13 protein-coding genes are annotated in these 22144 nt (G+C 42.3%); 4 read left to right on the top strand and 9 right to left on the bottom strand.

Annotation, left to right across the window (positions count from 1 at the left end):
* Positions 1-103: 103 nt before the first annotated feature.
* The 4 genes from DWX23_RS14980 to DWX23_RS14965 form a co-directional block, all read right to left on the bottom strand.
* Positions 104-1729 (bottom strand): RluA family pseudouridine synthase, encoded by a 1626-nt coding sequence (locus DWX23_RS14980; protein WP_122375057.1) that lies wholly within the window; start codon positions 1727-1729, stop codon positions 104-106.
* A complete protein-coding gene (locus tag DWX23_RS14975) occupies positions 1726-2400 on the bottom strand; it encodes a DUF4476 domain-containing protein (protein ID WP_122353784.1) in 675 nt (224 codons plus the stop codon). Before DWX23_RS14975 ends, DWX23_RS14980 begins: the two co-directional genes overlap by 4 nt.
* Positions 2401-2493: 93 nt before the next feature.
* Positions 2494-3318: an SDR family NAD(P)-dependent oxidoreductase gene (locus tag DWX23_RS14970; RefSeq protein WP_122375056.1), complete on the bottom strand. Its 825-nt coding sequence runs from the start codon at positions 3316-3318 to the stop codon at positions 2494-2496.
* A gap of 380 nt (positions 3319-3698) precedes the next feature.
* On the bottom strand, positions 3699-4622 hold the full coding sequence (locus DWX23_RS14965) for an AraC family transcriptional regulator (protein WP_122353857.1): 924 nt from the start codon (positions 4620-4622) through the stop codon (positions 3699-3701).
* 211 nt (positions 4623-4833) lie between these two features.
* On the opposite strand from DWX23_RS14965, the gene DWX23_RS14960 reads away from it, so the two are divergent.
* Genes DWX23_RS14960 through DWX23_RS14945 form a run of 4 tightly spaced genes read left to right on the top strand, consistent with a single transcriptional unit; the run spans position 4834 to position 10769 of the window.
* On the top strand, positions 4834-5937 hold the full coding sequence (locus tag DWX23_RS14960; protein WP_122375055.1) for an efflux RND transporter periplasmic adaptor subunit: 1104 nt from the start codon (positions 4834-4836) through the stop codon (positions 5935-5937).
* A gap of 10 nt (positions 5938-5947) precedes the next feature.
* The gene (locus DWX23_RS14955) at positions 5948-9139 is read left to right on the top strand and encodes an efflux RND transporter permease subunit (RefSeq protein WP_122375054.1); all 3192 of its coding nucleotides are present in this window, start codon (positions 5948-5950) and stop codon (positions 9137-9139) included.
* A gap of 11 nt (positions 9140-9150) precedes the next feature.
* Entirely contained in the window at positions 9151-10515 is a 1365-nt protein-coding gene (locus DWX23_RS14950; RefSeq protein WP_122375053.1) for an efflux transporter outer membrane subunit, read from the top strand.
* A gap of 20 nt (positions 10516-10535) precedes the next feature.
* On the top strand, positions 10536-10769 hold the full coding sequence (locus DWX23_RS14945) for a winged helix-turn-helix domain-containing protein (protein WP_233587621.1): 234 nt from the start codon (positions 10536-10538) through the stop codon (positions 10767-10769).
* Between the two features lie 218 nt (positions 10770-10987).
* On the opposite strand, the gene DWX23_RS14940 is transcribed toward DWX23_RS14945, so the two are convergent.
* From DWX23_RS14940 to DWX23_RS14920, 5 genes are all read right to left on the bottom strand, one after another.
* Positions 10988-13039 (bottom strand): hypothetical protein, encoded by a 2052-nt coding sequence (locus tag DWX23_RS14940; protein ID WP_122375052.1) that lies wholly within the window; start codon positions 13037-13039, stop codon positions 10988-10990.
* Positions 13040-13155: 116 nt separating this feature from the next.
* Positions 13156-15957, bottom strand: a complete 2802-nt coding sequence (locus DWX23_RS14935) for an alpha-L-rhamnosidase (protein WP_122375051.1) — start codon at positions 15955-15957, stop codon at positions 13156-13158.
* A gap of 148 nt (positions 15958-16105) precedes the next feature.
* Complete coding sequence (locus tag DWX23_RS14930; protein ID WP_122375050.1) at positions 16106-17185, bottom strand: DUF4959 domain-containing protein; 1080 nt, start codon at positions 17183-17185, stop codon at positions 16106-16108.
* 28 nt (positions 17186-17213) lie between these two features.
* A complete protein-coding gene (locus DWX23_RS14925) occupies positions 17214-19037 on the bottom strand; it encodes a RagB/SusD family nutrient uptake outer membrane protein (RefSeq protein ID WP_122375049.1) in 1824 nt (607 codons plus the stop codon).
* 11 nt (positions 19038-19048) lie between these two features.
* The gene (locus DWX23_RS14920) at positions 19049-22141 is read right to left on the bottom strand and encodes a SusC/RagA family TonB-linked outer membrane protein (RefSeq protein WP_122375048.1); all 3093 of its coding nucleotides are present in this window, start codon (positions 22139-22141) and stop codon (positions 19049-19051) included.
* Positions 22142-22144: the final 3 nt, after the last annotated feature.

Genomic DNA, 22144 nt, shown 5'->3' with positions numbered 1-22144 from the left:
AACATAATTTTTTCGTAAAAGTACGAAATTAATCCACAGAACGGAAGTCCGATTTTAGTCAATAGAGAGCATATCGGTAATGTGTTGAATGGCTGCTTACCGACTAAAAATCAGCTTTCTTTTCAATCCGGATGATTTCTCCGGAGACTGGATGCCGGAATTCCAGAAATTCAGCATGCAAGTAGAGGCGCTCGGCTCCTTTCCCATATAATTCATCACCGATAATAGGGGTGTTGAGACCTTGCGGATGAGAGGCATGCACGCGCAATTGATGTGTCCGGCCGGTAAGAGGATAAAAAGCAATGCGTGTTTGATTATTACTACGGGAAAGGACCTGATATCTTGTCATTGCCGGTTTTCCGTATTTTTCGTTTACGATCTGGCGGGGACGGTCTGACGGATCGAGACAAAGCGGCAAATCTATAATGCCCTTGTCAGCAGTGATCACTCCGTCCAGCAGTGCCGTATAACGTTTCTTTACTGTCCGGTTTTTGAATTGTGCCTGCAGGTTCTGGTGTACTTCTTTCGTTTTTACAATCAATAAGATTCCGGAAGTAGCCATATCCAACCTGTGTACGATCAAGGGGCCGGTAGCATCGGGATACTGTGTCTTTAATCGTTGATAAACTGAATCGGCATCGGTTTTACCGGGAACGGATAACATTCCTGCCGGTTTATTGATAGCCAGCAGCCAGTCGTCTTCAAACAATATTTCAAGTTCCGTATGGCGGTGTAAGTCTGTCAGTAACGGGTTATCCTCCACATTCAGTCCCTGTAGCATATGTTTCAATATCGGTTCACATTTCCCTTTGCAGGCAGGATAGAAATATCCATGATGGCGTATTTCCATCTTCGGTGAATTTCCCCACCAAAATTCAGCCATTGCAACAGGTTTCAGTTGGTGCAGGTAGGCATATTGCAAAAGCTTGGGAGCAGCACATTCTCCAGCTCCGGCTGGAGGAACTTTCTGTGCCGTATCTTTAAAGATATCGCATAGGTCTCTTATTTCACCTTTACCATTGACTATCCTGAACTGTTCGAAAAGTTGTTGCTGCAAAGCAGCCGAACGGGTTTTACGTTCTGTTTTCAGCCGTTCGATTTCAGATTCAAATTTCTTTACCTCAGCCTGTATGGCAGCGGTACGATCATTCCACTGTTGTTTCAACCGTTTTAATTCTGCTTTCTGGTACTGGCTTTCACGTATCATGGCTGATAGTTCGTTTTCGTCCGGATTGCCGAGCCGCTTTTCTTCACGTCTTAGCTGAGCTTCCTTAAATTCTTCTTTTACCGTGTCTATTGTTTTTGCCGCCAGGACAACGGTGTCCGCCAGTCTTTGTCTGGTGGTCAGATAATTTTCGTCAGCCTGAAGCCGTTTGATGCGGGCATTTATAGCGGATATACGGTCTTCCTCGATACTGAAAAAGCCTTGTGGTTGTTGCAGGTCATAAATGGGAGGAACGAAATAATCATGCAGGTTTTTTCCGGCCAGGATACCGGAAAAGGCGGCGAGATAACCAATTTCACCCGTTGGTGTTCGTACGATCAGGACTCCGAACATTTTTCCCTGTTGCAGGTCGTTTTTCCACTCTTCTTTACTTTGCAGGTATTGCTGCACTTCTTCCGCAGCCATCACACATAAAGGATGAGGCGTGTAATGGAACGGATAAGTGAACTTTTCCGGCAGCCGGATATGGGCGGCAGGAGAAGAGAAACGATGGAACTTACTCATTTTCTTGCCCGGCGTAGTATTTTTTCAGCTTTCTCTTCACTGGAGATGAAACTTAACGATTTGATAATGTCTTCATAGTTTTCGGAATCGACAATGCGTGGAGCTACTATTTCCAGTACTTCCAGTTTATCGTCGTCGAACGTATAGATAGACATAAGGCGTATGCACTGTTTACAGGTGAAATATTTATTGCTAACCCCCATTTCAAGAAGCTCCAGTTGATCGTCTTTAAACGGTTTCTGTTTTACTTTGTTGTATAGCTGTTGAAATTCCCCGTCGCTTACTGCTCTGGAAGGTTTCCCGTGTCCATTCGGATGAGGAGGTGTCGGCTTTCCGTAATCGATATCGCCCGGAGGATAGACCGCAACGGGAGGATTGGGGTGGCTGTCTCCGTTGAAGGAGTTCATATTACTGACTCTTTCATGAATGAAATCAACGATTATGATCGTTGTTTCTGCTGTTAGCGGATTGACTTTTTTGTATTCCCACTCTTCATACTGTTCATCGAACCGGCGAAAATCAGGATCACCCAACAAGCTGACAATTTCTTTTTTTGTCATCCCTTTCTCTATTTTCATGACAGCACTTTTGCCGGTCATATAGCTACCGCAACTACAAAGGACAACTGAGCAAATGACCAGTGACAGTGCTATGAATGTTTTTGTTTTCATGATCTTGAATCTTTATATACGTGAACGTTGTTTATTTGTGAAAAACAAATATATAAAGGATTCTCAGATTATGACTTATCTTTAAGAACAAACTTATCGGATTTTTGTCATGCCTCCGTCGATCGTTATGTTCTCCCCATTGATGAAGTCGTTTTCTTCCTGGCAGAGAGTCAGGCATATACGGGCAATATCTTCCGGCTTTCCAACTCTGCCGGAAGGCTGTTGGGCATGATCTTCCGGACGAAGTTGTTCGTAGTCGTGTGTTTGTATCCAACCCGGTGCGATGGAATTTACTGTGATATGCCATGGGGCCAATGACAAGGCGAGTGTGTGGGTTAGCGAACGAACGCCTCCTTTGGATGCTGCATATCCTTCACTGCCCGGTTCGTTCATCGGATTACGAGCGGATGATATGTTGATCACCCTGCCGTAAAGATTGGGAGTATCCAATGATTCGCGGTGGATAGCTAGCAGCCGCGATGTGATAAACACCGGTCGTAGGCTTACGGATAAGATTTGGTCAAAATCTTCCACACTTGTTTCCGTGATCGGGGAAAAGTCGCTGATATCTGCATTATTGATAATAATATCCAGATCTCCCCACTCGTCAAAGAGATGTTGCATGCAACTTTCAAGAGCCTCTTTGTCGCTGATGTCAACAGGATAAAAAGTCGTACCTGTTTTTTCAGCAGTCTCTCTTCCCGAAATCTCATTCCGGTCGCAGAAAGCGACCCGGTTGCCTGCCATACGGAATGCCCTGACGATGGCTTTACCGATCCCGTCGGCTCCTTCGGTTACGAAAACTCTTCGCATTTTATGAATAGGACTTGTTTTCTTTTTGCCATAGCTGCTTTTTGCCGAAGAAGTTTTTTTAGCCTGAAATTCTTCATATTTTTTTTCAAGATAGTTGTCTGCCATGATGTTATAATATTTATCCGATAAAATAGTTTTTGGGGTTGTCGTGATTGTCTTTTCAAAGGTACGGATAAATTTCTATTCTACATTGAAAAAGAGCTAACCGGCTTCGGAACCGGATCGGACACCTTCTATTAAAAATCTCAAATAGAAGAAAATGGAACAGTTATAAGGAAATATTCGTTGTTATGCCGGAAAGTTTATCCTTTATCTTTGCTGCAATGATAAGTACTAATATAGAATATGCCGTTATTGAGTATAAATCATTAAGCATTTATTATTCATAATTAAACTGTAGGGGTGTTTGGAAAGGGATTTTAGAACAGTCCGGCTTTTATTTTTAAGAGGTCGCACATTAACCAGGCGGCCTCTTTCTTCCTTACTTAATAGACTCCGATATTTTCCGGTATATCCCGGTATTTGGTCGGAGATACACCTAAATGTTTCTTTACATATTTTCCAAAGAAAGATAAGTTGGAGAAATTGAAATCATCCGCAATTTCTTTGATCGATTTATCGGAGTGTTTCAATTGGTATTTTATTTGTTCTATGGCTGAGTCGTTTATCCATTCCAGGGCGGTCCGTCCGCTGACCTGCTTGACGACAAAGGAAACGTATTTGGGTGAATAACAGAGACGGTCGGCATAATAGGAAACCGACCGGTGGAATCCGTTGTCTTTCGATACTTCCATAATGAAACATTTGAAAACATAAGAAGCCCTTTTTATGCCCGTTTCCGGCTCCTCTTCATTATCCAGTTCGGTGTCTGAATACTTGTAGATAGCGGCCATCATATCACAGAATATGGCTGAAAATAAATAATGTAATACATCTTTCTTATAATGAATAGATGGATCGTTTATTTTCTTTATGATAAGGTCTTCATATAATTTAATGGGAGATTTATCTTTTTCTTCAATATGCCGCAGGGGATTTTTATGAATATGAGATAATATGTTATTGGAAATTTCTTCTCTTTTTACGACACGCTGTAAAAAGTTGGTGGAAAATCCCATAATTCTGAGCTTATGGCTGCGACTGAATTTTGTCTGGCTTAGTATCGTAGTCGGCAAGCAGATTATGATGTCGTCTTTTTTTAGTAAATAGGTCTTATTGTTCATGTCTAGCTGAATAGATCCTTCCACACAAGAAATAATCAGGAAGAAATTCAATCTGATGGTAATATTATTATAAGAAATGTCTTCCAGATTGCGGGCAGCCACAACATCCTTGTCTACATAATCTATCATGTGACTAAAGTCCTTGAAATCCTCAACGTCTATCGTTGTTATTACGTTATTATCCATACTGTTTGCTTTTATCGGTGTAAAGATGAGCATTAAAAGAGTAACCGGAATATTCTATTTCTCATCTTTTTTATTCCAAAAGTCTACTGATTGGTATTTAGGCTATTAAAAAAGTGTAATAAAGAAAATGGGACAGTATTCGGGAATTTTGTGTTATCACGCTTTTATCCCCATCGCGTACTTTTGAGGCAATTTTTATAAAGAATATAGTATGTTAAAAGTAAATGGGAATTGGATACGACTGATAGGGATTGTCGGTTGTACGATGTGGATGACATCCTGTAAGCAAACACCGGATGTACAAGTGAAACCTTCTTATTCTGTGATGAAAGTGGCGTTGGCTGATAAAGAACTTTCAACTTCCTACTCGGCGACTATCCGGGGGCGGCAGGATATCGATATCTATCCGCAAGTATCGGGAACTATTGAGAAGCTCTGCGTGTCGGAAGGGGAGAAAGTGCGTCGGGGTCAAGTACTTTTTATCATAGACCAGGTTCCTTATAAGGCGGCTTTGCAAACGGCTATAGCCAATATGGAAGCGGCAAAAGCCGGATTGGGGACAGCAGAATTGACGTATGACAGTTCGAAGGAACTATATGCGCAGAAGGTTGTCTCGGAGTTTAGCCTGAAAACGGCTGAAAATACGTTTCTCACAGCCAAGGCACAATTGGTGCAGGCGGAAGCACAGGTCGTGAATGCCCGTAATAATCTGTCTTATACGGAGGTGAAGAGCCCTACGGACGGTGTTGTAGGAGCTTTGCCATACCGTGCCGGAGCATTGGTCGGACCGACCCTCCAGCAGCCGTTGACGACGGTGTCTGATAATTCGGATATGTATGTCTATTTCTCCATGACCGAGAACCAGCTTCTGGCTCTGACCCGGCAGCACGGGACGATGGACGATGCTCTGGCGAATATGCCGGAAGTGGATCTTCAATTGAATGATAACTCGTTGTACGGGAAGAAAGGTAAAATAGAATCTATCAGTGGCGTGATCGACCGGCAGACCGGTACGGTTGTGGCTCGTGCGGTCTTCTCGAATGAGTCGCGCCTGCTTCACAGCGGGGCATCCGGTAGTGTGATCATGCCGAGCACCTATAAAGACTGCATCGTTATCCCGCAGGGGGCGACCGTTCAGATGCAGGATAAGACCCTTGTATATAAAGTTGTAGACGGAAAAGCAACTTCTACGTTAATTACCGTAGCCGGAATAAATGACGGACGCGAGTACGTTGTGCTGACCGGTTTGAAGGCCGGTGATGAAATTGTATCTGAAGGTGCCGGGTTGGTACGTGAAGGAACACAAGTAAAATAAAAGTAAAGCTATGAAAGGTAATATATTTATAAAACGGCCGGTGATGGCTATATCCATTTCCGTGCTGATCCTCGCTGTGGGGCTTATTTCGCTTTTTACGCTGCCGGTGGAGCAGTATCCTGATATCGCACCGCCTACAGTCTATGTAACGGCCAACTATACAGGAGCCGACGCGGAAGCGGTAATGAACAGCGTTATCATGCCGTTGGAGGAGAGTATCAACGGGGTGGAAGACATGATGTATATTACGTCTACTGCTACCAATGCCGGTTCGGCTACCATACAGGTTTATTTCAAGCAGGGAACGGACCCGGATATGGCGGCGGTCAATGTACAGAACCGCGTATCCAAAGCACAAGGATTGTTACCAGCCGAAGTGACCAAGATCGGTGTGACTACCCAGAAGCGTCAAACCAGTTTCCTGCAGATCAACTCGTTTGTCTGTACGGATGGTAATTATGACCAGACATTCCTTGCCAATTATCTGGACATTAATGTGATTCCTCAGATCAAACGTATAGAAGGCGTGGGCGACGTCATGGAGCTGGGCGATACCTATAGTATGCGTATCTGGCTGAAACCGGAATTGATGGCCCAATACGGGTTGGTTCCATCGGATGTAACAGCCGTGCTCGGTGAACAAAATATCGAAGCGCCGACAGGTTCGTTGGGTGAGAACTCGATGAATGTTTTCCAGTTCACGATGAAGTATCGCGGACGTTTGAAGAGTGTGGATGAATTTAGGAACACGGTTGTCCGTTCGCAGAGCGACGGTTCGGTGCTCCGTCTGAAAGATGTGGCTAACGTGGAACTGGGTACACTTACCTATAGTTTCAAGAGTGAGATGGACGGTAAACCTGCCGTTATGTTCATGGTATTCCAGGTGGCAGGTTCCAATGCAACGGCTGTGAATGAGAAGATCACTGCTCAGATGAATATAATGGAGAAGGATCTTCCGAAGGGAACGGAGTTTGTGACGATGATGAGTTCGAACGACTTCTTGTTCGCATCTATCCATAATGTGGTGGAAACGTTGGTCATTGCCATCTTACTGGTAATCCTCGTGGTTTATTTCTTCCTGCAGGATTTCAAGAGTACATTAATTCCTTCCATATCTATTATAGTCTCGTTGATCGGAACATTCGCTTGTTTGATGATTGCTGGGTTCAGTATCAATATCCTGACCTTATTTGCTCTCGTGCTTGCGATCGGAACCGTTGTGGATGATGCGATCGTGGTGGTGGAGGCGGTGCAGTCAAAGTTCGATGCCGGATATAAATCCTCCTATCTTGCCACTAAGGATGCGATGGGAGATGTAACGATGGCTATCGTTTCCTGTACCTGCGTGTTTATGGCAGTATTTATCCCTGTGACATTCATGGGAGGAACATCCGGTATTTTCTATACGCAGTTCGGTATTACGATGGCGACTTCAGTTGGTCTTTCCATGATTTCGGCCTTGACGCTGTGTCCGGCTCTTTGTGCCATACTTATGCGTCCTTCGGATGGAAATAAGAGTGCGAAAAGTCTTAACGGACGAGTTCGTGCAGCCTATAACACTTCATTCAACGCCGTATTGGGCAAATATAAGAAAGGTGTCATGTTCTTTATCCATCACCGCTGGATGGTATGGACGCTGACCGCAGCAGCTATTGTTTTGCTGGCATTTCTGATGTCGAGCACCAAGACAGGGCTCGTTCCGCAGGAAGACCAGGGTGTGATCATGGTAAATGTCAGCACTTCACCGGGTAGTACGTTAGGTGAAACGACAAAGGTCATGGACAAACTGGAGGATATATTGAAAAATACTCCTGAAATAGAACATTATGCAAAGGTAGCAGGATACGGACTTATGTCCGGACAAGGAACCTCTTACGGTACGATCGTTATCCGTTTAAAAGACTGGAGCGAACGAAAAGGGGAAGAGCATTCGTCGGATGCCGTGGTTGGCCGCCTGAATACCCAGTTCTATGCGATAAAGGAAGCACAGATATTCAGTTTCCAACCGGCGATGATCCCCGGTTATGGTATGGGTAACTCCATCGAGTTGAACCTGCAGGACAAGACCGGTGGCGACATGACGGCTTTCTACAACTCGACTATGCAGTTCCTGGGAGCTTTGAATCAGCGTCCGGAAGTTGCGATGGCATATACCTCTTATGCGATGAACTTCCCGCAGGTGTCGGTCGATATCGATGCGGCCAAATGTAAGCGTGCAGGTATTTCACCGGCTACCATACTCGATGCCCTGGGCAGTTATTGCGGTGGTGCATATATTTCCAATTACAATCAGTTTGGAAAAGTGTACCGTGTGATGATGCAGGCTTCCCCTGAATACCGTCTGGACGAACAGTCGCTGAATAATATGTTTGTTCGCAACGGAACGGAAATGGCGCCGATAAGTCAGTTTGTGACATTGAATAAGGTGCTTGGTCCGGAAGTATCCAACCGTTTCAACCTGTACAGCGCTATCACAGCAAATGTGAATCCGGCTGAAGGTTATTCTTCCGGTGAGGTGCAGAAGGTCATCGAAGAGGTGGCAGCCCAGACACTGCCTACGGGATATGGTTATGAATATGGTGGTATGGCCCGTGAAGAATCGAATAGCGGTGGTGCGAAAACGCTGTTTATCTATGTGGTTTGTATTTTGCTTATTTATCTGATCCTGGCTTGTTTATATGAGAGCTTCCTGGTGCCGTTCGCCGTTATCCTCTCCGTGCCGTTCGGTTTGATGGGGAGTTTCCTGTTTGCTAAGATATTCGGACTGGAGAATAATATTTACCTGCAGACAGGGGTGATTATGTTGATCGGTTTGCTGGCGAAGACGGCTATTCTGATCACGGAATATGCGATAGAGCGCCGCCGTAAAGGAATGGGTATCGTCGAGTCGGCTTATTCTGCCGCCCAGGTTCGTCTGCGTCCGATCCTGATGACGGTGCTTACGATGATCTTCGGTATGCTTCCGTTGATGTTCTCCTCCGGTGCCGGTGCCAACGGTAACAGCTCGTTGGGAACAGGTGTTGTCGGTGGTATGGCAGTCGGAACGCTGGCGTTGTTATTCGTAGTTCCGGTGTTCTATATTATCTTCGAGTTTTTACAGGAGAAGATCCGTAAGCCGATGGAAGAAGAAGCCGATGTGCAGGTGGCTCTGGAGCAGGAGAGAAGTAATGCGGAGCGTGGCACGTCTGATATAAACAACTAAAATAATAAAATATGAAGAAGATAATCCTGTTATCCGCAGTTACTGTTCTGTTGAGCAGTTGTGGTATATACAGTAAATATAAACCGGAGACGGCCGTACCCGACAATTTGTACGGAGAAGGGATAGAGACGGCCGACACTGCCGGAATAGGTGACAGAGACTGGCATGAGCTTTTCTCCGATCCGAAGTTGCAGGCCCTTATCGAACAGGGATTGCAAAACAATACTGACTATCAGTCGGCACAACTCCGTGTGAAGGAGGCTGAAGCGGCTTTGATGTCCGCCCGCCTGGCGTTCCTGCCTTCCTTTGCCTTGTCTCCGCAAGGGACCGTGAGCAGTTTTGATGCCCGCAAGGCGACACAGACTTATTCGCTGCCTGTCACTGCCAGTTGGGAACTCGATATATTCGGGCGTATGCACAACGCTAAACTGCAGGCAAAAGCGGTTTACGCACAAAGCGAGGATTACCGGCAGGCCGTGCGGACCCAGCTGGTAGCCGGAATCGCCAATTCCTATTATACGCTGTTGATGCTGGACGAACAGCTTGCCATCACACGTGAGACGGAGGAGGCATGGCGTGAAACGGTTTCTTCTACCCGGGCCCTGATGAATGCGGGCATGGCTGATGAGGCGGCCGTATCACAGATGGAAGCTACTTATTATCAGGTACAGGCATCCGCCCTCGATCTGAAAGAGCAGATCAATCAGGTGGAGAACAGTCTGGCTTTGCTGTTAGCCGAGACGCCCCGTTATTTTGAACGGGGCACATTGGATGAGCAACAGTTTCCGGAGGACTTGTCGGTAGGTGTTCCTGTTCAGATGTTATCCAACCGTCCTGACGTCCGTTCGGCAGAGCGTTCACTGGAAGCAGCGTTCTATGGAACCAATCAGGCCCGTGCCTCTTTTTATCCTTCCGTAGTGCTGAGCGGGAGTGCGGGTTGGACCAACTCGGCCGGGGCGATGATTGTCAATCCGGGTAAGTTCCTGGCTTCGGCAGTCGGCTCGCTGACACAGCCTTTGTTCAACCGTGGACAGGTCATTGCCCAATACCGCATCGCGCAGGCACAGCAGGAAGAAGCCAGCCTGGCTTTTCAGCAGACTTTACTGAATGCCGGAAGCGAAGTGAACGATGCGTTGGTTGCTTATCAGACAAGCCGGGAGAAAACGATCTTGTTCGACAAGCAGATCGTTTCGCTGGAAAAGGCGTTGAAAAGCACCTCTCTGCTGATGGAGCACGGTACTTCTACTTATCTGGAAGTCCTGACCGCCCGCCAGTCTTTACTGAGTGCGCAACTGTCGCAAACGGCTAACCGTTTTTCTGAGATACAGAGTGTGGTAAACCTTTATCATGCACTGGGTGGTGGAAGAGAAAAGTAACATCTATCTAAGAACAGAAAATGATGAATCAAGCTGTTATAGGTACAAATGCCGGCATAGTTTGGAGGATAATGGATGGAGTTCGTATACGGCAACGCTGGAGTTTTTCTGAATTGAAAAGGGCTACCGGTCTTTCGGATATGGACTTGTATGCCGCTGTCGGCTGGCTGGCACGGGAAAATAAAGTAGAGTTTTTCACTGATTCCCAAACAGAAGATGATAATTTTTTTTTGAGTTTGCATTATTCTTATTGAAACCGTAAACCTTCTCTATTATTTATTCTAGATTTGGAGCGGGATTGTATCTTGGGAAAGATAGCAGTCCCGTTTTTTTATTTTCCTTTCACCTTCGTACTTCGGAGCACTGTTTGCGACACCAAATTATCCGTTTTATTCCTGTAACAGTAAAACCATATAACCTTCCCACGATGATAAAACATGTGTGGAAAGGCTATACTTCATTCTTTATATTATTATTTTTTCCAAATACAACGATAATTAAATCTACGGTTCGGTGCAGCATCACCATTCACACACAAAGAAATCGGGTCTTTCAATTCCGACGGGTTATCAACCCATTTAAAATCAAAGAAAAAAGTATCACCGACCAATCCCAGATCATCACGATTCACGGCCAATTCCAGACACTTATCTTTTATACAATAAGGAAGAACATCGACAGTCACCCATTCCCCACTCTTTTCGTCATACCGTTTCAACTCGGTCGATTTCCCATCTACCACCGTTTTGTTTATCAAATAATCATAGCCATACCAACCTGTCGAAGAATTATTATCCGCATCAATCAACAACAACATCCAGTTCGGATCCGTTGAAGGAGTCATATTATTCATTGTTTCCACATAGAAATAAATATTTTCTTTATCTACTGCTACTTTGGATAAGACAATATCATTCCTTCCGGAGTTATTTACATAATGGTTTCCACCATATCCTTTATAATCGCGATGAGTTATATCGCCTTTAGTATCACGATACTCGACTTTAACTTTATTCCATTTATCAAACTTTCCATTTACAGGCATCGTTTGATAGCCTTTATTCTCAGGTATCGGACGGACTCCTTTATAACGACGGATATTCTGTGCCATCTGCATATAGTAGTTATCGGTATAACCTCCTTTCATCGGTTGAATCGTACGGTTAAATTCTGCATTATACTGGTCTACAAAATAAAATGGATTTTTACGTCCCAGAAATTCCGTCGGTCCCGGTAATTCCGATCCCGGCGCTTTTCCTGAGCTGTATTTTCCGGCAGTCCATTCATTCCAGTCATTCAAATACAGAAACTGAGGATCATTTTTTAAAGCTTCTTCCCAACGATCCTGAAAGTAGATTCCATATGCAGTAGGATCATCCACTGTCTTTCCCAACCACGGGACATAAGTTGGTTCAGGCATATCATGGTCATTTAATCGAGGTTCTTTATGATCACGAGTCCAGGATTTTCCAACAATGGAAGTTGGATGTTGGGCGGGAGTAACGGCTGCCTGTTCATTTTTCCCCTGAAAAGTAGCAACCAAATCAGACGGATGCATTTTACAAACCCGTTCGTCACCCAAATCATAACCGAAACTCCAGTTTCCTTCCGTTCCGACAAAACGTTCGCCAGCCCATTCATAATATCCCCACCACATGGTTCTAAGCGTAAAGAAATCCTTTACTTCCCGTGTATAATCTGTATAGAACTCATTCGTATAGTCCGGATCATTATAATGGGGATACGAAGAATCGGTCAAAGCTTTCGGATCATAATGAGGATTCGGATTCTTTACACCGCCGCCATTAGCATCCATTGCCGGTTTTCCATTATATAATAATAAAGGTTTATCTCCCCAATAAAACCATAAATCTTTATATTTATTTTCTTTATACACTTTATCATACAAATCCTGCACAACCGAAATTACCGGTCCGTTAAAAGCCCAGAAACAAAATTGAGGAACTTTATTCCCTTCTGCCTTCATTTTTTGCATGGTGGTAAATAAAGTCTCCCATTCGTCCCAGTAACGAACGGCATTTGTTACATCCATAACTAAGACATCCACACCAGCATCAGCCAACATAGACATATCTTTACGGATTACATATTCGTCCCGGCTCAGAAAATAGCCGACCTCCGGTTCTCCCCAATGGTAAGATCCCTCCGTCCATGCCGGATGATTAGCATCCAAACGAGCTTCCGGTGCTTCTTCCAATACTTTACTGACATCTGCACGATAAGGAGATTTCAGATTAGCCAAATTATCCGAATGCCATGTAATATAAAAAATACCGACTACACGACGTTTGTCATCCTTAACATTACCAACCTCTTCCTGGCTCGGCATAGTCCGTCCCAAAGCATCGGTCGCCACCCATGTATCAGAATAAATATCCCAGTAAGAATCAGCAATATCAATATTCGATTGAATAGTATCCTTTTGATTTCCACATCCGGATAAAGTCGTTAGTAATCCTAAAACACCAAGCAGGTTTATACAAAGTTCATTAACAAGTTTCATAATCTATAAATTCAAAGTTTATAAAAATAAGATACAACAAAACCGATCCAAGATTCAAAAACGAATCCCGCATTCATTCAGTAACAAAAGATTATTATCAGGAAAAGTAATCCGGGTTACTTTTCCTGATAAATTTCTATCCGGTATATTCCTGACGGAAATCTGTAAAAAGAGACATCTCCCCTGTTTTCAATAAGCGGATAATCGTCTTTATCAAAAACTCGTTTATTGACATCTATCTTTTTATTATCGGGTAAAGCAACAATACCTAAAGTATTGGGAGGTAATGTTATTTTCCAGATCAACCGATCATTTTCCTGAGACCACTCGCTTTCTGTTTTCCCATAAGACGTATCTATCGATGCCTTCGCCCAATCTAAAAAGGAGGTCATTGTCGGTTCAAAGCGTATTACTTTAAATCCCGGTCCTGATATATCCGGACGTATCCCCGCTATATCTTCATAAAACCAGGTATCATAACTTCCTTGCATGGGATGATTCAGTGAAGATCCGGTTAAGCATACCTCCTTACTCTTCTTGTTTATCGGAAGAACTTCCCAAAGAGAGGTTGCATCTGCATCCGTCCACATATAAGCAAAACTATTTTCGCCTGTTTTAGTGAACATATCCCATGCGGCTTTACCATTGCCAAAACGCGATAAGGCTTGTCCGATACGTCCCAAACCAAAGATCCCGGTATGCATGAAATTATTATACTTCTCCTTCATATTTCTGGCTATTGCATCAGAAACAGCTCTCTCATCTCCTGCAGGAACCAACCCAAAATCAAGAGCCATCGCATCAGCAGTTTGACTTCCGAACGTTTTATTTTCTTTGTCATAAAATTCAGCAACAAAAGCTGCAGCTATCTTGTTTTTCAAATCGTTAAAATATTCAGCATCGTCATCATTACCTAATATAGCCGCTGTTTTAGCCATAATGGATGCATCTAAATAATGAAAGGCGGTAGAACTTAATGGGACAGGACAATCAATCGTATTGTTTCCTTCCGGCGGACACCAATCCCCCAAACCATAAGGCACAATATGTCTGGTTGGAAGCGTATCGTTAACCGACAAATGTTCCACATGTTCCACCCATTGTTTCATTTCATGATAATATGTACGTAAAGGTTCCTCATTTCCAAAATACAAATAAGTATACCAGGGTAATTGAACAACAGCTGTCCCCCAATCCGGAGAAGCAACCCCGCAAAGACGTTTTCCCGGAGCGATCATATATGGGATTCCCGGTGCTTTATCTGCAAAATAGAAGATCGTATTGAAAAGCTTTTGATGAAGTGTATTTTTTTCAAAAACGGAAGAGGTGGAACTTATGTCCTTCATATATTTCATCCAGAAATTATTCAGGTCAAAATTATAATTCTCGAAAGGAGCTACGGCATGTGCATCTCCTAACCAGCCACATCGTTCTCTATGGGGGCAATCTGTCGGTAGACCATGCGTATTACTTAGCATTGTCCTGATCGCCAGCTCATGCAACTTATTGATCTGTTGATCCGAACACTCAAATTCTCCTCTCTTGTTAACATCGGTATGTACAAGTATCGTTTTTATCCAATCCAATTCAGGTTCCGTCACCATACCGGAAAGTTCTAAATAACGATAACCATGGTATGTAAAACGAGGATTCCAAACCTCCTGCCCATTTCCGGCACAGATGTATTCGTCCGTTTGTACGACACCTGTTGCAAATACGCCAGTCGTATTATATTCTACCGAACCGTCCTCACGAAGAAGTTCTCCCATCCGCATTTTCAAATGCGTCCCTTTGGGTTGCTTTACCTTTATTTGTGGCACACCGGCAATATTCACTCCAAAATCAAATACCCAGTTACCGGAAGGATCTTTCCATTTCTTCACAGCTTTGATCTCATTTTTTAAACGGATAGGTTCTATAAGCTGAGGATATAAATCTATCGGAATATTGCTTTCAGCCAGTACAGCCTCATTCCAATTATCCGCTAAAATTCCAGCCTTTGACCAGTCTTTGATTTCCTTTGTTGCATCATAAACTTCACCTGCATAAATATTACCTTTTAATACCGGTCCGGGAATCCATTGCCAGGATTCATCCGAAACGATCGTTTCCTTAGAACCATCTTCATAAGTTATTTCCATTTGCAATCTGAAAAGAGGATCGCCATACTTCGCCCAGTCCCCCCAGACTTTGTCTTGTCCGTACCAGCCTTCACCGAGCATCACGCCTAAACAGTTTTCGCCTTTTACCAATCCGGATGTGATATCAAATGTTGAATATAAAGCATACTGCTCATAATTCGTTTGAGCAGGATCGAGAATCCTCTTTTTATCGACGAGTCGACCATTCAAATAAAGATCACCACATCCCAAACCACAAAAATAAACAACAGCTCTCTGTAGTTGCGTTCCTGTCTTCTCAGTATTAAATTCCTTACGAAAATAAGGCATCGGACCACCTTGCTTCCAAACAGAAGTTATCCATTTCGCTTTCCAATCAGACGTATTTAGTCCCAGGGAAAAAGATGCTGGTTCACTCCAGCTTGTCACTTGCCCTTTTCCATCCCAAATACGTAAACGCCACCAATAAAGCGATCCTTTTTCCAGTATAGCGACATCCGGACGAACATTCACTTGTTGCTCCGATTCCCTCTTTCCTGAACTCCAAATATTATTTCCCTTCTCTAAGTCTTTTCGGGAAGAAGCAATCTCTATTTCCCAGGCAGATTGAGTAACATTATTTTCTTCTGACTCGATGCGCCAACTAAGAACAGCTTCATCAACCCCTTCCGGGTTAACCAAACCGCGACACTTTAAATCCACCACTTTCACTTTACCTCCGGAATAGCCTTCAGTACATCCCATAAACCCAAAAAGAGAAATAAAAAACAACAAAAAACAAACACTCTTTGACTTCATATATTCCTTGATTTATTATATCTGATGAAAATAACATCTAAAGATATATTTAAATTACTTTTCATAGATATAAATGAGGGTGCTACAAAGTTTTTTTTCGGAAATTATCTGCATACACCCTCCTCTACTATTCAGATTTATCGAAAAATCATTTAAATCGTATATTTCTGATGTTTATTGTCACATCTGCATTAGTGCCGAAATCACAACGCATATAATCACCAGAACTACCCCAGCCGACAGTAGCCATTCCTGCTGTATAATCTTGTTCAAATGTTGTCCATTCCTCTGCTGCCGGAAACTCTATCGTCGTCGAATTGGCTTCAGACGGTCCGGAAGATGAAGTACACCAGAATATCTGAAGTTTAATACTCTTAGTAGACTTATATCGGAACACCATAGTAGAACCTTCTTTTGCCGCAGACAAACCGTTTGAATAAATATAAGGATCCCCTCCGGTCGTAACAATTGTATATTCATTCGAATTTTCCGGATTAGAAGCAACTAATGTCATATCATTCATATTTGCCTGGAAAGTGACATATTCCACATCCGGATAAACGACATCATCCGGATCTATGGTCGGAGTGATCATAAACTCTCTTTCAACAGACTTACTGCCATCTAACTGATTCACTGCACAAACCGTCAATTTTGTTTCAGCAATAAAACCGGTAACAGTATATGCCCCTGTTTGAGTTGCATTAATCGTAACTACCTGCTCCACATTCTTTTTATCTAAATATGAAACTATTAAGTCGACACCAACGAATGTCTCATTCGTCCAGGTAATTTTAGCACCTCCACTGGCAGACTCTATTCCAACAGTTTCAATCACATAATCTTTTGCCTTCTCTATGCCTAGAGGAATGCCTTTCACCGTTACGGACGAAGAGGACGCTCCACTATAGCCATAAGAGGTTAAAACAAACTCATGTTCTTCCGTATCCGTAAATCCTCCAACAACTACCGATACGTTATTACTTGTATCAGCACTATATTTACTAACCTTTTTATTCACATTTTCTCCCTGAGAATTTTGATAAGAAATCAATGTATAATAATAATCGGCCTCTGTCGGATTCGTCCAATTCAATGTCACAGAACCAATAAAAGGTGTACACTCCACATTGGTGACAGGATCTATATTTCCCTTATTATTGTCATCATCGTCGCATCCATATATAAAAAGCGAGATGAACATTATGAATAGAATATATTTCTTCATTGTATGCTTTTTTTAATTATATTCTCAATTACCACCCCGGATTCTGCCAGTTAGTACCCGTATGCTTCAGCATCTTAGCTACTTCTGTTTGTTTAATCGGGTAAAGCAAATATTTATCAGTATTTGTTCCGCGGGATGCAAGTTTGATTCGATTATAAGTGAAAGTTCCATCATCTTCTTTTACAATTTTCATTCCTGTCACAAAATTGTCTGTTTCACTTAAAATTTTCCAACGACGAACATCAAAGAAACGATGTTCCTCGAATGCCAATTCCACACGCCGTTCATTTCTATAACGTTTTTCAAAAGCATCTTTCGACATACCGGCAGATAAAACCGGCATACCGGCACGAGTTCTGATCTTATTAACCGCATCTCTGGCAGACAATGCTTCTGCCCCTACTTTTGAAGCGACCTGAACATCCGGGCCTACAGCCTGATAAGCCGCCTCTGCAAAATTCAAATACAATTCCCCCAAACGGAAAATACGCATAAGCCCATCTGCATCCTGCCCAATTCCGGATTTGAAATTATTGAATTTACGCATGTAATATCCAGTACGGGTATAACGAATATCTGTCACATTATCAGATATACCACAATTTCCACCCACATATGTTTCTACAACATCTCCAGTCGGTTGATCCAAATAACGGATTGATCCGTTATGATAGATCGATGCATAAAAACGAGGATCACGATTTGCATACGGATTTTTCGGATCATAAGAGGAAGCCGTATTCAGAATAGGTTGTAAATGTTCAGCATCCGAATAACCTAAAATAGGTTGAGTACCATCAATCATCTCATAACTATCTATCAATTCCTGCGAAGGTCCGGCACCAGCCTTCTCCATACCACTTGTGATAGGAGTACCTGCAAATTTCCAAACATTTGTACGCCAGGAAGTCGTTTCATAAATAGTTTCCTTATCCCACGAACGGCTTGGGTCCGACCGGGTAATAAAATAATATGCATATGCATTTTGGGCGATTGTAGGATCCGGAGCCTGGCTATACAACTCAAAACCATGTTTCAAACAAAGATCTAAAGTTTCTTTTGTTATTTCTGTTGCTTTTTCCCAGGTATATTTACCAGCACCGTTATCATTCCACAAAGGACTTGCTGCATACAAAGCTGTCTGAGATTTTACAGCACAAGCAAAAGCCCGTGTCAGTTTCCCTCTTTCATTATCATTAATTTGCCAACGGAAACCAACTGATTGTCCCTCAGATTCTGCTGTAGCCAAAGCTTTATCACATTCTGCAATAATAAAATCCGCACATTCTTCAAAAGAGGAACGTTTGTCTGTTGAGAAATCATGATTTGTCTCGTAAGGAGTCTCAATTAAAGGAACTCCCCCATAACGTTTTATCAGTTGTAAATAATAAAATGCACGTGCAACACGGACCTCTGCAATCCAACCGTTCTTTTCCACTTCATTAAAAGCATAAGTGGCCATTTCCGGATCATCGATACAAAGTAAAAATGTATTACAACGACGAATACCCTCAAAATAATGCGACCAGGGATCCATATAGCTGGCTGTTAACGGATTATATTCAGAAGTTGTATACCCTTTATACCATTTGGATACAGGACCATCCTGATTGTCATTCGCATCATGAGCTTCATCACAAAAAGAAGCCAAGGGTGTATTGGTATTTTCATACGTAAATCCAACCTGAGGCATATATCCCAGGCAATTGGAGTAATAAGCAGATGTACGTTCGTACCGATTGAAAATATCATTCAACGACACACGACCATCGGAAGCTATATCCAAGTCCGCACAGGAAGAACAACACAACGCGAAAGCGGCAACTATCAATATATTAATCAGATTCTTCATAATATCTATATTTAAAATGTTAAGCTCACCCCGATATTATACACTCTATACGGTTGGAAAGTACCCATGTTGGCCACTTCCGGATCTATATGTTTAGAGCGCATATTATCGATCGTAAACAAATTCTGTCCGCTTAAAGAAAAACGGATTTTTTCTGCAAAAACTTTCTTTGATGTATTCAAAGGCAATGTATAAGCGATCTCTGCGTTTTTTAAACGCAAGTAAGATGCATCCATAATAAAGAAACTGTTCGGCTGATGATTAGTAGATGCTTTCAACGACAAAGCCGGGTAAGTAATCTCTTCTCCATTATTCCAACGCTCAGGAGTCCATGCTTTTAAATGAAGATCAGTAAATACACCCTGATATTCAGATTCATATGCACCTACACCACTGATCGTTCTGGAAAATTTACCTACACCCTGAAATAATAGATTTACCTCAAAACCCTTATATTTAAAACCTCCGGAGAAGCTATAGTACTGCTGCGGAATTGAAGTATTCAAGATTGGAGCCTTATCCTTTTCATCTATTATTTTATCACCGTTTAAATCCTGATAAATAAAATCACCGACACGAGGAGTTCCAAATGCATACTTTAAACCGCTATTTTCTAATTCTTCCTGAAAATTAAACATACCATTGCCATTGCTATAATCAATCAGATATCCCCACTGTTGACCATAACTAAAACCTTCTGTACGATACGGATAAGCATATTCATTTGAATAAGGAGATTCATTAATATTAATAACCTTATTCTTATTATAACTGAAAGCGCCACCCACGTAAAAAGACCAGTCTTCGTTTATCTTTTTATCATACATCGCCTCTATTTCAAAGCCATGATTTTCCATTTTTCCCGTATTTGTCTTCGGATAGTTGGAAAGTACAGTTCCCTGATATTCAGGAACCAGACCGGCACTACTGACCAGCATATTATCACATAAAGATTTATACCAATCAAACGAAACGGTTAATTCATTGAACACCCCCAGGTCAAAACCATAATTCTGCTTTTTCATCTTCTCTGCCATCAAATCCGGATTACCTTTTAACCCTTCATTTCCGTTTACATCGATATAATCCAGATATAAAAATCGTTCTCCCCCCAGTTGGTCATTTGCCGTAATACCATACGAAGCTCTTAATTTCAAATTACTTAACCAATTCAAGTTCTCCATAAAAGCTTCATCAGAAACGATCCAGGCACCGGAAATAGCCGGAGTCACGATATACCGGTTATCCGGATGGAACTGCTCAGAACCCGAATATCCCAGATCTGCTTTTACAAAATAACGGTCTTTGTAACCATAGGTTGCAGTAAGTCCCAAACTTTCACGCTTATACGGTAACATACCGGATCCGGAAGAGACTTCTTTCTCCTGTTGCAAATAAAAAACATATCCCATAGCACTAACACTATGATCACCAAACGTACGTTTATAATCTACATTCGCAAAAAGATTCAAATTATAATAGAAAGTGGAACTTTTTCCGTAAGAAAGAGGGGTATTGCTATCTGAACCCAATAATGAAAAATCCAACTTTGACAAATCCTTTGAACGAACATAACGTTCAAAATTCTGAGTCGTAGTCGTCTGATTCACCGAATTCGTTTGATAAGCCATTGTCCCACTTACGGAGAGACCTTTAGTTAGAAAACCCATGTCCAAAGTCAACCCGGCCTGTGCGTTGATATTAGCGACAAGAGCCTGAATATAACCCGAACGGTTCAACATCCCATATACAGGAGTTTTTTCATTATCATGTGTTACGACCTGATTGCCATTGCTAAGACCTTCTCCAGCCGGGGTCAACGGACCATACATAGTCGGCGGCAGATTAAATATATGATTATAAATAGTCTCATTTCCATAACCCGCAGTCTTTTCTGTTTTAATATTTCCGGACAACCGCATGAAGCCACTTAAATAATCATTTATTTTCACATCAATATTCGACCGGAAATTAAACCAGTTATTTTTAGGAGTCGGATCATATTTGGAATCACTTTCATTAGCCGTTTTAAACGGCAACTGCTGGTGCATATAATTCACATTTGAAAAATAACGAACCCTGTCGGTTCCTCCTTTTACATTAACACCAACTCTGGACATTAAAGTCAAAGGCCGTATAAACATTTTATACCAATTATTATTCGGATATAATTCATTGCCTCCAGCCTGAAATTGTTCAATCTCTGTTTTAGAGAACTGAGAATAAGCCCCCAAACCATCATTATATCCAGCCTGATTTCTCATTGTTGTGTAATCAGAAGAATTAATAAACAGAGGTTCTTTCGTCATTTGCTGAAATGACTGGTCGAAATTCACCTCTACTTTTGTTTTTCCGATGTGTCCCTGCTTGGTCTTAATCGAAATTACACCATTTGCACCCTGAATACCATAAATAGCAGTTGTCGCAGCATCCTTCAGTATAGTTATTGATTCTATTTCTTTAGGAGTAATATACGTATAATTCGTATTAGGACAAATGATACCATCCACAATAACTAAAGGTTCCCGTCCGTTGATAGTCGAAAGTCCTCGGATCAGTTGCGTTACCCCAGTCGATGAAGAACTCAACGCTCCTCGGGATAATTCAGAATTTGTTTCTATGGTCGTCAGTCCGGTAAACCGACCTGCAAAAGTTTTTGTTAAGTTCGATTCAGGAGATTTATCCAAATCGGACCCCAAAGCTCTGGAAACAGCTCCGGTTACCGCCTTCCGGGGTAACGACATATATCCTAAATCGATCATCTCATCCATTTTCTCAGCATCATATGACAACTGAATAGATTCCTGATCTTCCAAATTTACAACAGAAACCTTTTTATCATCATAACCGATATATGAAACCGTAATATATCGACTACCATCCTTTATATCAATTTCATACGTACCATCAACTCTTGTCAGATACTCGCATTTCCCATTTTCCGACTTTAAAAGAGCTCCGGAAACCGGCTTTCCAAACTCATCAATGACAAACCCTTTCAATTGAATAGAAGGATCCGCATTCTGTGCCCAACTTAATATTCCCGGAGAACTCAAGCAAGCACAAATTGCCAATATGGATATTTTATTTTTTATGTAGCTCATAAT

The sequence above is a fragment of the Parabacteroides sp. AF18-52 genome (genome assembly GCF_003479145.1).
GTDB lineage: Bacteria > Bacteroidota > Bacteroidia > Bacteroidales > Tannerellaceae > Parabacteroides > Parabacteroides faecis.
Note: the sequence above shows the minus strand (reverse complement) of the source record. Positions and strands in the feature narration are given on the sequence as shown.